Genomic DNA, 12,295 nt, shown 5'->3' with positions numbered 1-12,295 from the left:
GGTTCTCCTTGGAAGACGGATGTCGTGGTCGGATGCGGTTCTCAACAGCCCCGGAGGGTCTGTCGGGCCGTGGCGCGGTTGCACGCTGGGCGCGGCACGAGACGAAGGGTCGTCGCGGCGGCTTCGGGACTGGTGATGGCTTTGAGGAGGGGGGTGGCGTAGTGGCCGTACTTGGCGCGGTAGGCGGCGTCGATCCGGTCGTTGAGGCCGGGGTCGGCGTCGACGAAGACCACGTTCCTGGCGACCCGGCCGACCCGGACGCGTCCCTTGGGGCGCACACGGGTGCTGCGGTACCAGTCGGAGAGGCGACCGCTCACCGAGCGGACGTAGAGGTCGTCGCCGTCACGCACGACCCAGACCCGTCCGCGGCTGTCCGGTCTGCCGTCGCCACGTAGGGGTGTGAGCCGCAGTTTCTCGGCCGTGGTGATTCTGGTGAGTTCGTCGTCGGTCCATGTCGTCATAGGAGTGCCTTCCTGTCGTCGCGGGCACGCCGGTCCTGCCAGCGGCGGTCGCGGTGGTCTGTGGAGCGGACGCACGGAGATGGGCACGGAGAGGTCTCCTGGAAAGGCGGTGGGTGCGATATCCAGCTTGCTGTGCTTTCCCGCGATGTGGCAGACCGCGCTGTGCAGGGGCCCGGCGTTCAGGGGTGTGACAGGGCCTCCCACACACCTGTTCCGCAGGTCATCGGGGTGCCAGACTGAAAGACATGGCACGTGAGCAGAGCACCGGAGGCAGCGCGACCGAGCTGGGACGGTTCCTGCGCGCCCGCCGCACCCAGGTCACCCCGGCCGAGGTCGGCCTCACTGTTGGGACGGGCCTGAGGCGCACGCCCGGATTGCGCAGGGAGGAGCTGGCCACCCTGGCGGGGATGAGCATCGACTACTACACACGTCTGGAACGCGGCAGGGAGACCCGGCCCAGCCCTCCTGTCGTCGACGCTCTTGCCAGGGCTCTACTCCTGGACGAGGCAGAGCACGAACACCTGCGCGAGCTGGCCGCGCGAGCCGCCCGCCACGCACCCGAACCGCCCAAGGCGCCCAGCCGGACCGTGCGCCCGGGCACCAAAGTGCTGCTGGAGAGCCTGCGCCCCTTCCCCGCGCACGTGCTCAGCCGCACCACCGACGTGCTCGCCTGCACACCCGGCGGACTGCGCCTGCTCACCGGTCTGGAGGACTGGCCCGCCAAGCAGCGCAACATCGCGCGTTACGTGTTCCTGCATCCGCGGGCCCGCGAGCTCTTCGACGACTGGCACAACCAGGTCCGCGGCTGCGTGGCCCGTCTGCGCACCCTGGCAGGGACCGACCCCGACGCCCCCGACCTGACCCAGCTCGTCGGTGAACTCCTGCTCAAGAGCCCCGACTTCGCACGCCTGTGGGAGCGCTACGAGGTCAGGGGCCACTCCCACGGCAAGAAGGTCTTCCACCACCCCGACGTGGGCGACCTGAGCCTGGACTACCAGTCCATGCAACTGGAGGAGAGTCCCGGCCACCGGTTGGTGACCTACTACGCCGCGCCGGGCACCCCGGAGTACGACGCGATGGTGCTGCTCGACATGGCCGCGCACGAGGGCGCGTCAGCGTCCGCCGCCTTGGAGCGGGAACACCAGCGCCAGCGCTGACCGGTATCCCGCTGCGGTACTCCGGATTCGAGGACCGGGGACCGGGGACCGGGGACCGGGGTGCCCGCCCTTTGAAGAACGACTCCTCGGACCCAGGAAGTGAAAGGACAGGAAGAACCATGAGCGAACATCCCACCCACGTCCTGGTGGTCGGCGCTACGGGCAGCATCGGACGGCACGTGGTCACCACGCTTCAACGGCACGGACTCGGTGTGCGCGCTCTCGTGCGAGACCAGCGCCGGGGTCGGAGCCTTCTGCCGGAGGTCGAGCTTGTGGAGGGTGACCTGGAACGTCCAGACACCCTCGGCTCCGTCGTCGAGGGCGTCGACGGCGTGATCTTCACCCACGGGTCCGACCGGGGCGGGACCGCCGAACGGGTCGACTACGGGGGAGTGCGCAACGTGCTGCGTGCCCTCGGCGGCCGCAGGCCACGGATCGCCCTGATGACCTCGATCTACGTGACCCGCGCCGAGGGAGCCTACGCCGACCTGGTGGGATGGAAGCGCCGCTCGGAACTGCTGGTCCGCGCCAGCGGGGCACCATACACGATCGTCCGTCCCGGATGGTTCGACCACACCTCGCCCGGTGACGACCGGCTCGTGCTCGAACAGGGCGACACCGGAGACGGCGGCATCGGACGGGCGCAGCTCGCCGAAGTGCTCGTGCGCAGTCTGCTCACCGACACCGCGGTGGGCAGGACCTTCGAGCTGTTCGCGGCCGAGGGCGCCGCGCCCTCGGACTGGGACGGTGTGTTCGCCGGTCTCAGCGCGGACACACCCGGGGCGCTCAGCGGAGCGCGGGACACCGGAGTTCCCGATCCCGATCGGGAACCCGAGACGGTGCGCGCCGATATCGCCGAACTGCTTTCACGAGCGGACGGGTAATTCCCGGAGCCCGCCTTACCGGCACCCGCACACGGTGGAAGGGGCATAGCCATCCTTCCCGCCGGTGGAGCCGCGGCCGGGGCGCCGTGCCTCCGGTCGGGGCGACCAGGCCTGGTGGCCCGGCCGTCCCGACCGGCAGCGTGACACCCTAGTCGTCCCCGGAAGCGACGGCTCGCGCGAGCCATTCCCGGCTCCGCCGGACGAAGTCCTCGGCCACGGGCGCGTCGGGCGCCCACGCCTCGAACCCGTGCGGCGCTTCGGGCACGATCTCCAGTTCGCAGGCGACCCCGGCTTCGCACAGGCGGCGCGCGTAGTCGGTGCCCTCCTCGAAGAACAGGTCGATGTCGCCCACCCCGATCCAGGCTGGGGGCAAACCACGCAGGTCCTCACGCCGGGCACCCACCGCATAGGGCTCCGCCTGGCCTCCCGGCTCCCGTCCTAGGTAGGCGTGCCAGCCGAACCGGTTCTGGGTGTTGTTCCAGGCCCAGTGCCGTACCCCGTCGAGTTCCCTGCGGGCCGCGGTCCGGTCGTCGAGCATCGGACAGGCCAGCAGTTGCGCGCAGGGCTGGACCCCGCCCCTGTCGTGGAGCCGGTGGACCAGGCAGGCGGCCAGGCCGCCGCCCGCGCTCTGGCCCCCGACCGCGATCCGCGTCCGGTCCACGCCGAGTTCTGCGGCCGAGCGCTGGAACCAGTCCCAGGCCGCGGTGCAGTCGTTGATCGCGGCCGGGAACGGCTCCTCCGGCGCCAGGCGGTAGTCCACCGAGACCACGACCACGCCCAGATCGCGTGCCGTCTCGGAACAGAAGCGGTCGTCCTGGGAGGGGTTGCCGATGACCAGTCCTCCACCGTGGATCCACAGGAGCCCGGCACCGGACGCGCCGGACTCGGGCCTGTAGACACGCACGGTGGTGCCCTCCGCGGCGAGGTCCTGGAACCGGACTCCGTCAACCACCGCGTCCTTGCCCAGGCGCCGCTGTGCTGTTCTCAGCAGGCGGCGCACCCACGGCCGGTGCAGCGGCAGCACTGGAACACGCCGCACCGCACGCCGCAGTTCGGGATGAACCCTCGTCAGTTCCATCGCGTATTCCTTTCGGACATCGCCAGCGCCGGGGCGCGCCCGACACGGGTCGGTGTGCTCCGTGGGACGGGAGCGGTCATGGTCACCACCGCACCGGGAGTTCGCGCAGCCCGCCCACGACGAGGCCGTCGACGCGGCTCAGTTCCTCCACGGGGACGGCGAGTTCGAGGGTGGGGATCCTACGCAGCAGCACGTCAAGTACGGTCTGTAGCTCCGTGCGGGCCAGCATCTGCCCCAGGCACGAGTGGGATCCGGCGCCGAAGGACACGTGGGGGTTGGGGACGCGGCCCAGGTCCATCTCATCGGCCCGCTCGAACGCGCTCTCGTCGCGGTTGGCCGAGGCCATGCTGCACACCAGGGTGGTGCCGCGCGCGAGCGTGATGCCGGACAACTCGGTCTCCTCGCCGACGTAGCGCGGCACGCCGAAGCCGGAGTTGGCGTCGAAGCGCAGCGACTCCTCGACGGCGGAGCGGACCAGGGACCGGTCCGTCAGCAGCCGCTCCCAGCGGCTCCGGTCGTCCAGCAGCATCGCGACCATCTTGACGATCATGTTCGCCGTGGTCTCGTGCCCGGCGACCAGCAGGGCCTGCCCGGTAGCCACCAGCGTCATGTCCGGCAGCCTCTCGCCCTCGGAGTCGGTGGCCGTGATGAGCTCGCTGAGCAGGTCCTCACCCGGCTCCTCGCGTTTGGCGGCGACGTGGCCGCTCATATACGCGACGAACTCGGCCTGTGAGGCGCTGAGCTCGTCCTGGGTGTACCGGGTGAGGTTGAGCAGGGTGTCTGACCAGTACGCGAAGCGGTCCCGATCAGTCTCGGGCACTCCGAGCATGTCGCAGATCACCCACACCGGCAGTGGGAACCCCAGGCACGCTTTGAGGTCCGCCGGGTGCCCGTCGGCCAGCATGTCATCGATGAGCCGGTCGGCCATCGCCTCCATCCTGGGCCGCAGCACGTTCATGCGCTTGGCGGTGAACCACTTGCTGATCATGCGTCGCCACCGCTGGTGCGGCTCTCCCGAGGGCGGGATCGCCGTCGCGAGCTCGCCGGAGAAGACGCCGCCCGAGTCGCTGTCCGCGATCCGCGCGGCGTCGTCGGCGTCCATCTGCCGGGTGAACCGTGAGTCGGACAGGACCTCCTTGACGTCGGCGTAGCGCGTGACCAGCGACGCCTGGTCCCCGCTGGGCAGCACCACCTTCGTGACCGGGCACTGTCCGCGCAGGCGCGCCCACTCCGTCGGCGGCTCCAGCGCCTCGCTGTGGGAGCTGGGGTACCTCAGCATCTGGTCCGCGTCTTCGGAACTCGACATGGTCTCCTTCTTCCTTCTTCGTGTGTGGGAGCGTGGTCGGTACTGCTGGGGGGTGCTCCGCCGAGCCTGCGGTGTACCGCTGGTGCGGGCGGCCGGGGCGGCCGGGGCGGCCGGGGCGTCAGCGGGTCGCGGACGCGGCGGACGGACGTCGTCCGGGGAGGAACGCGGCCAGGGCCAGGGCGAGGAGCGCGGCCCCGGCTCCGACGGCCAGGACCACGCGGAAGCCCTCCTGTGAGGGAAGCGCGGCGGCGTCGAAGGCGATGGTCATGTGGGCCAGGACGACGCCCGCGACGGCGCTGGAGACCGAGGTGCCGATGGCGCGCATGAGGGTGTTGAGGCTGTTGGCCGCGGCGGTCTCCGAGACCGGTACCGCGTCCATGACCAGGGCTGGCATGGCGCCGTAGGCGAATCCCACACCGGCGCCGATGACGCAGGAGACCAGCACGAGCTGCCAGACGGCGGACATCAGCACGATGCCGAGGCAGTACCCGGCCGCGACCACGACGGCGCCGAGCATCAGCGTCACCTTCGCGCCCCGGGCGCGGGAGATGCGTGCCGACACCGGTGCCACGGCCATCATCACCAGGCCCTGCGGCGCCATGACCAGGCCCACGACCAGCATCGGATGCCCCAGCCCGTAACCGGTGGCCTCCGGGAGCTGGAGCAGCTGGGGGAGCACCAGTGTCATCGCGAACATGGAGAAGCCGAACATTAGGGAGGCGAGGTTGGTGAACAGCACCTGACGGCGCGCCGCGGTGCGCAGGTCCACCAGCGGCTGCCGGGTGCGCAGCTCCCACCAGCCCCACAGCAGCAGCACGGCGACCGTCGCGGCGAGCAGCCCGAGGGTGAGGGGGCTGCTCCACCCCCAGTCGGCGCCCTTGGAGATCGCCAGCAGCAGGCAGGTCAGTGCGACCGACACCCCGAGGGCGCCGACCAGGTCGAAGCGGCCCCCCGTGCGCACCCGGGATTCGGGAACGAAAACCAGCACGAGCACGGACGCGACGGCTCCCAGGACCGCCGCCGTCCAGAACAGCACGTGCCAGTCCGCGTGGTCGGCGATCAGGGCGGCCGTGGGCAGCCCCAGAGCGGCACCGACGCCCAGCGAGGAGCTCATGGTGGCGGTCGCCGAGCCGAGCCGGTCGGAGGGCAGTTCGTCGCGCATGATGCTGATCCCCAGCGGGATGACCCCGGCGGAGAGGCCTTGGAGCGCTCGCCCGACGATCGCCGGGGCCAGGGAGTCGGACAGGCCGACGACGGCCGACCCGGCCACCAGCAGGCCCAGGCTGGCCAGCAGCATCCGCCGCTTGCCGTACATGTCGCCGAGTCGTCCCACCACGGGAGTGGCGATGGCCGCCGTGAGCAGGGTGGCGGTCACCGCCCACGTGGCGTCCGCGGCGGTCGTGTTCAGGAGTTCGGGCAGGGCCGGGACCAAGGGAATCACCAGGGTCTGCATCAGCGAGACCACGATCCCCGCGAAGGCCAGCACAGCTACGAGGGCACTGCTTCGTTTGTCGGGAGAGGCTGCCGTGTCGGTGGACACGGCGAGGGCCTGGGGCATGAAGGGTTCCTCCGTCACGTGGTCGTGGGGGAACGAGCCTAGGCGAACTCAAACACTTGATTTAACGGATTAAAACACATGATTGACTTGAGTGCAGTGATGGGGTTGACTCCTCGTACGGTCACGGTGCGTGCCGGGGAGAACCGAACGTGTGAGAACGAACCGGTTCCGGTCATGGCGTGTCCATGCGCGGAGCGGGAGGGGAGCCGACGATGGCGGACAGGACGACGAGGCCCGAGCGGGGCAGCGCGACACGGGAGGCGATCCTGGACACCGCGGAACGGCTGTTCGCCGAACGCGGGATGTCCGTGGTCTCCAACCGCCAGATCAGTGAGGCCGCGGGGCAGAGCAACAGCGCCGCGGTCAGCTACCACTTCGGCTCCAAGGCCGAACTGGTGCGGGCGATCGCGCGCAGGCACACCGAGCGGATCGAGCAGGTGCGCGTGGAGCTGCTGGCCGGGGCCATCGGCTCCGAGGACGTGCGCGACTGGGTCGCCTGCCTGGTGCGCCCGGTCACCGAGCACCTGGCGGCACTGGACTCCCCGACCTGGTACGCGCGTTTCTCCGCCCAGGTCATGACCGACCCGGCGCTCCACGAGATCACGGTCGAGGAGTCCTTCACGTCTCCTTCGCTCAGGCTGCTCCTGGAGGGCCTGAACCGGTGCCTTCCCGACCTGCCCGCCAACGTGCGCGCCCAGCGCTGGATCATGGCGCGCCACCTGATGGTGCACATGTGCGTCGAGCGCGAACGCGCGCTCGCCAACGGCACGCCCACCCTCGAAGCGAGTTGGGAGGAGACCGGAACCAGCCTGGTCGACGCGGTCGTCGGGCTGTGGCTGGCCCCGGTCACGGGCCAGGCGTAGACACCCCGCCCGCACCCGGCACGGTGCCGGACCGCGACACCGCTCTGACGACCGTGAGAAGTACACGTGAAGGGAGTGACCCAGAACAATGGAGACCACCGAGATCCCGGAGTTCCCGATGGCGAGGTCGGCGGGTTGCCCGTTCGATCCACCCGCCGACATGACCGCCATGCGCAGGCAGGGGCCGCTGGCCAGGGTCCGGCTGTGGGACGGCAGCACCCCGTGGCTGGTGACCCGGTACGCCGACCAGCGGGCGCTGCTGGCCGATCCCAGGGTCAGCGCCGACATCCGCCGTCCCGGCTACCCGGCCCCGGCGCCGCTTCCCCCCGACGACGCGAGCCCCGGCTTCGTCGTCATGGACGATCCCGAGCACGCGCGGCTGCGGCGGATGGTGACCGCGCCGTTCGCGATCAGGCGGATCGAGGCCATGCGCCCGTCCGTGCAGAGGATCGTGGACGGGCTGGTCGACGCCATGCTCGCGGGCCCGAAGCCCGTCGACCTGGTCGAGCGGTTCGCCCTGCCCGTGCCGTCGCTGGTCATCTGCGACCTGCTCGGGGTGCCCTACGCCGACCACGACTTCTTCCAGGACAACAGCAGGCTGCTCGTCAGCCGGGACACCGCGCCCGAGGAGCGGATGGCGGCCATGGGGCGGCTGACCGACTACCTGGACCGCCTGGTCGGCGACAAACTCGACGCCCCTGGCGAGGACCTGCTGTCCGGACTGACCGAACGGATCAGGGCCGGTGAGCTGACCCGGACCGAGGCGGCCCGGACCGGTGTGCTGCTGCTGACCGCGGGGCACGAGACCACGGCGAACATGATCGCCCTGGGCACCCTGGCCCTGCTGGAGCACCCCGACCAGTTCGCCCTGCTGCGCGACACCGAGGACCCGAAGGTCGTCGCCTCGGCGGTGGAGGAGCTGTTGCGCTACCTGAGCATCATCCACGACGGACGGCGCCGCGTGGCGGTCGAGGACATCGTGACCGCCGACTACACCGTCCGGGCCGGCGAGGGCCTGATCATGGCCAACAACACCGGCAACCGCGACCCGGACGTCTTCGGGGACCCGGACCGGCTCGACCTCCGGCGCGACGCGCGCCGCCACGTGGCCTTCGGCTTCGGCGTGCACCAGTGCCTGGGCCAGCCCCTGGCCCGCATGGAACTCCAGGTCGTCTACGAGACCCTCGCCAAGCGCCTGCCCGCCCTCACGCTCGCCACCGACCTGGACCGGGTCCCCTTCAAACACGACGCCGCCGTCTACGGCGTCCACGAGCTCCCCGTCACCTGGTGAACCGGCGACCGTGCGGACCCGCCGACGGCCTTGGCCGCTGACGTGCGCCGGGCCGTCCGGTGTCCGTGGCGGTGCGGCGGGTCAGGTGGCGTCCGAAGACGCTGACTCCAGAGGAGGGAGGGCGGTGGCGCCCGCGGGGGACAGGGAGTCCAGGACGAGCGCGAGGTAACGCTGCCAGTTTCCGCTCCCGGGGCTCATGGTCAGGGGGACGCTGATGAGCATCGTCATGATCCGGGGGAGGTCGTCGGGCACGAGGTCGGCGCGGACGAGCCCCGCCCGCTGCCCCCGGCGGGTGAGCTCGGCCAGCGGGACGAAGAGGAGGGAGCCCGCCTCGATGCTCAGGACGTCGAGGTTGCGGGCCGCGGTCAGGGTGTTGCGCTCCCGGAGTACCAGGGACAGCGTCGCCTCCAGCACGGTGACCAGTCCCCGGACCGGGTCGTCGTCTCCCAGGGCCCGCTCGATGACAGGGGAGACCTTCTCGACGAAGCTCTGTTCCAGGGCGGCGTGGACGAGCTCGCCCTTGTCGGGGAAGCGGCGGTACAGCGTCGCGATGCCCACACCGGCCCGCCGGGCGATTTCCTCCAACGGCGCGTCGGGGCCGCTCTCGGCGTAGACCTCGCGCGCGGACCTCAGGATCTTGGCGGAGTTGCGCGCGGCGTCGGCGCGCAGGCGTTTGGGGGCGGAGGCGTCAGTGTTCACCTCTCCACGATAGCAATTGATAGGCGACTATCACTTGTGCTACCGTCTGCGTGAAGGTTAAGTGATAGTTCCATATCGCTTGCTGGGAGTGTCGTGCGTTCGCGTCCGCACCGAAGTTCCCGCGCGGACCCGTGCGGAGGGTGTCGCACCCACCGCGGCGGCTCCGGCTCGGGGACGCGGGCGCGGTCCGACAGAGAAGAGAGAAGGAGAGACCGATGAAGGTGGAAGTCGACGTTCCCAAGTGCGTCGCCGCGGGGCAGTGCGTGCTGATCGCGCCCGAGGTCTTCGACCAGCGCGACGAGGACGGCATGGTCGTCCTGCTGGACGAGACGCCCGCGCCCGAGCTGCACGAGGCCGTGCGCGAGTCGGCCATGGTCTGCCCGGCCGCCGCGATCCACCTGGCGGAGTCATGAAGGCGGTCGTGATCGTCGGCGCGTCCGCGGGCGGACTGGCCACCGCCGAGGCATTGCGCAGGATGGGGCACGAGGGCGCGGTCGCGCTCGTCGGTGACGAGGCGCACCCGCCCTACGACCGTCCGCCGCTGTCCAAGCAGATCCTGACGGGGGAGTGGGAGCCGGACCGGCTGCCGCTGCGCCCGGAGGAGGACGTCAGGGCGCTGGACCTGGACCTGCGCCTGGGTGTGCGGGCGACCGGGCTGGATGTGGCCGCGCGGACGGTGGAACTGGCCGACGGCACCCGGCTGCCCTACCGGGATCTGGTCGTGGCGACCGGGGTGCGCCCCCGCCGTCTGCCGGGGACCGAGGGCGTGTCCGGGGTGCACACGCTGCGCACCCTGGAGGACGCCCTGGCGCTCAGGGCGCGGCTGGCGCCGGGGAGGCGGCTGGTGATCGTGGGCGCCGGGTTCGTGGGCGCCGAGGTCGCCGCCGTGGCCCGCGGGCTCGGTGTGGACGTGACGGTGCTGGAGGCGGGTCCGGTGCCGCTGGCGCTGGCCGTGGGCGAGCGGGCCGGAGGGTTCCTGACCCGGGCCCACCACGAGCACGGCGTCGATCTGCGCACGGGAGCCGCGGTCGCCGAGGTGCTCAGCGTCCGCGGTGAGGTCACCGGTGTGGCCCTGACCGACGGCAGGACCATCGGGGCGGACGACGTACTGGTGGCGATCGGTTCGGTGCCCAACACGGAGTGGCTGGAGGGCAGCGGACTCACCGTCGACAACGGGCTGGTGTGCGACGAGTTCAGCGTCGCCGCGCCCGGGGTGCACGGGGTCGGGGACGTGGCCCGCTGGCACAACCCGCTCTTCGGTACGGCGATGCGCGTCGAGCACCGCACCCACGCCGCCGAGCAGGGCATGGCCGTGGCCCGCAACCTGCTCAACCCGGACGCACGGCGGCCGTTCGCCCCGGTGCCCTACTTCTGGTCCGACCAGTACCGGATGAAGATCCAGGCCTACGGATCCCTGCGCGACCACGACCAGGCGCTGGTCCTGGACGAGGACGCGGCCCAGGGGCGCCTGCTGGTGGCCTACCGCAGGGAGGACCGCCTGGCCGGGGTGCTGGGCATCGGGACCCCGCCCAAGACCCTGCGTGCCTGGCGGACGCACATCGCCACTGGCACCGCGTGGGAGGCGGCCGTCGCCAGCACGGCCGCCGCCTGACCGCGGCACGGGGTCGCCCGGCCAGGGCGACATCCGGCCTCCGCAGCCGACCCGCCATGACCCACCTCACCTGACCAGCACGAAAGACGCCGCCCCTGCGGGACGCGGTGCCGTCACCGAAACAGGAGACCTCCATGAGCAGTCAGACCACCACCCACGAGCAGACGGCCGACCTGCCGTCCTTCCCCGGCGAGCGCGAGGCGCGCTGCCCCTTCGACCCGCCTCCGGCACACACCGACTGGCGCGAGGGCGAGGGGCTCCAGCGCACGACCTGGCACGGCTCACCGGTGTGGGCGGTGACCCGCTACGAGGACATCCGGCAGGTTCTGAGCGACCAGCGCATCAGCGCGGACTTCCGCACCCCGGGCTTTCCGGGCTGGACCCCGGCCGCCGAGAACGAGCCCCCCATCTTCCCGAGGATGGACGACCCCGAGCACGCCCGGCTGCGCCGCATGCTCACCAAGGACTTCACGGTCAAGCGGGTGGAACAGAAGCGCGAGCAGATCCAGGGGCTCGTGGACGACTACCTGGAGCGGATGATCGCCAAGGGGCAGTCCGCGGACCTGGTCCACGAGTTCGCGCTGCCCGTCCCGTCCCTGGTGATCTCGGTGATGCTCGGGGTGCCCTACTCCGACCACGCCTTCTTCCAGGAGCACAGCGACACCGTCAACAACGCCTCCGCCTCGGAGCGGGAGAAGGCCGCGGCCAAGGGCGCGCTCTTCGGCTACCTGCTCGAACTGGTGGGGCGCAAGGAGAAGGAGCCGGGGGACGACATCATCAGCCGTCTGCTGCACGAGGAGGTCGCCACCGGCGAACTCACCCGCGAGGCGGTGGCCATGAACGGCATCATCCTGCTGATCGCCGGGCACGAGACCACGGCCAACATGATCGCCCTGAGCACCCTGGCCCTGCTCCAGAACCCCGACCAGGCCGCCCGGCTCCGGGAGACCGACGACCCGAAGGTGATCGCGAACACGGTCGAGGAACTGCTGCGCTACCTGACCATCGCCCAGGACATGGTCGTGCGCATGGCCACCGAGGACATCACCATCGGCGGACAGCTCGTCCGCGCCGGAGAGGGCCTGATCGTGGGCCTGCCCTCCGGCAACCGCGACGCGACCGTCTTCGAGCGGGCCGAGGACTTCGACATCGACCGCAGGAACGCCCGCATGCACGTCGGCTTCGGCTACGGCATCCACCAGTGCCTGGGCCAGGCGCTGGCCCGCCTGGAACTCCAGATCGCGCTGCCCACGCTGCTGCGCCGCCTGCCGGACCTGCGTCTGGCGGTCCCGCTGGAGGACGTGAAGTTCCGGCACGGCATGTCCACCTACGGCGTCCACGAACTGCCGGTCGCGTGGTGACCACACGCCACCGCGCACCCACGAA

12 protein-coding genes are annotated in these 12,295 nt (G+C 71.0%); 7 read left to right on the top strand and 5 right to left on the bottom strand.

Annotated elements, in window-relative coordinates; translation table 11 throughout:
• Window positions 1-41 precede the first annotated feature (41 nt).
• Window positions 42-461 (bottom strand): DUF2255 family protein, encoded by a 420-nt coding sequence (locus tag ACSIH6_RS25960; RefSeq protein ID WP_435110936.1) that lies wholly within the window; start codon window positions 459-461, stop codon window positions 42-44.
• Between the two features lie 245 nt (window positions 462-706).
• Between ACSIH6_RS25960 and ACSIH6_RS25955 the strand changes: the two genes are divergently transcribed.
• The gene (locus ACSIH6_RS25955; RefSeq protein WP_435110935.1) at window positions 707-1,618 is read left to right on the top strand and encodes a helix-turn-helix transcriptional regulator; all 912 of its coding nucleotides are present in this window, start codon (window positions 707-709) and stop codon (window positions 1,616-1,618) included.
• 119 nt (window positions 1,619-1,737) lie between these two features.
• Window positions 1,738-2,502, top strand: a complete 765-nt coding sequence (locus ACSIH6_RS25950; protein WP_435110934.1) for an SDR family oxidoreductase — start codon at window positions 1,738-1,740, stop codon at window positions 2,500-2,502.
• A 148-nt stretch (window positions 2,503-2,650) separates the two neighbouring features.
• Here ACSIH6_RS25950 and ACSIH6_RS25945 read toward each other — a convergent pair whose 3' ends face one another.
• From ACSIH6_RS25945 to ACSIH6_RS25935, 3 genes are all read right to left on the bottom strand, one after another.
• The gene (locus ACSIH6_RS25945) at window positions 2,651-3,580 is read right to left on the bottom strand and encodes an alpha/beta hydrolase (protein WP_435110933.1); all 930 of its coding nucleotides are present in this window, start codon (window positions 3,578-3,580) and stop codon (window positions 2,651-2,653) included.
• 82 nt (window positions 3,581-3,662) lie between these two features.
• The gene (locus ACSIH6_RS25940) at window positions 3,663-4,886 is read right to left on the bottom strand and encodes a cytochrome P450 (RefSeq protein WP_435110932.1); all 1,224 of its coding nucleotides are present in this window, start codon (window positions 4,884-4,886) and stop codon (window positions 3,663-3,665) included.
• Window positions 4,887-5,004: 118 nt separating this feature from the next.
• Window positions 5,005-6,444: an MFS transporter gene (locus ACSIH6_RS25935; RefSeq protein WP_435110930.1), complete on the bottom strand. Its 1,440-nt coding sequence runs from the start codon at window positions 6,442-6,444 to the stop codon at window positions 5,005-5,007.
• Between the two features lie 212 nt (window positions 6,445-6,656).
• Here ACSIH6_RS25935 and ACSIH6_RS25930 point away from each other — a divergent pair, with 212 nt between their 5' ends.
• A complete protein-coding gene (locus ACSIH6_RS25930) occupies window positions 6,657-7,307 on the top strand; it encodes a TetR/AcrR family transcriptional regulator (RefSeq protein WP_435110928.1) in 651 nt (216 codons plus the stop codon).
• A gap of 88 nt (window positions 7,308-7,395) precedes the next feature.
• Complete coding sequence (locus tag ACSIH6_RS25925) at window positions 7,396-8,598, top strand: cytochrome P450 (protein ID WP_435110927.1); 1,203 nt, start codon at window positions 7,396-7,398, stop codon at window positions 8,596-8,598.
• Window positions 8,599-8,679: 81 nt separating this feature from the next.
• On the opposite strand, the gene ACSIH6_RS25920 is transcribed toward ACSIH6_RS25925, so the two are convergent.
• Window positions 8,680-9,297: a TetR/AcrR family transcriptional regulator gene (locus tag ACSIH6_RS25920; RefSeq protein WP_435110926.1), complete on the bottom strand. Its 618-nt coding sequence runs from the start codon at window positions 9,295-9,297 to the stop codon at window positions 8,680-8,682.
• A gap of 215 nt (window positions 9,298-9,512) precedes the next feature.
• Here ACSIH6_RS25920 and ACSIH6_RS25915 point away from each other — a divergent pair, with 215 nt between their 5' ends.
• The 3 genes from ACSIH6_RS25915 (at window position 9,513) to ACSIH6_RS25905 (ending at window position 12,270) form a co-directional block, all read left to right on the top strand.
• Window positions 9,513-9,710 carry a ferredoxin gene (locus ACSIH6_RS25915; protein WP_435110925.1) on the top strand — a complete coding sequence of 66 codons (198 nt, stop codon included), beginning with the start codon at window positions 9,513-9,515 and terminating at the stop codon, window positions 9,708-9,710.
• A complete protein-coding gene (locus ACSIH6_RS25910) occupies window positions 9,707-10,909 on the top strand; it encodes an NAD(P)/FAD-dependent oxidoreductase (RefSeq protein WP_435110924.1) in 1,203 nt (400 codons plus the stop codon). The genes ACSIH6_RS25915 and ACSIH6_RS25910 overlap by 4 nt, the downstream gene beginning before the upstream one ends.
• Before the next feature lie 134 nt (window positions 10,910-11,043).
• On the top strand, window positions 11,044-12,270 hold the full coding sequence (locus ACSIH6_RS25905; protein WP_435110923.1) for a cytochrome P450: 1,227 nt from the start codon (window positions 11,044-11,046) through the stop codon (window positions 12,268-12,270).
• Window positions 12,271-12,295 lie beyond the last annotated feature (25 nt).

The sequence above is a fragment of the Nocardiopsis synnemataformans genome (assembly GCF_965343085.1).
Taxonomy (GTDB): Bacteria; Actinomycetota; Actinomycetes; order Streptosporangiales; family Streptosporangiaceae; genus Nocardiopsis; species Nocardiopsis alborubida.
This window is presented reverse-complemented; position numbering and strand designations above follow the sequence as displayed.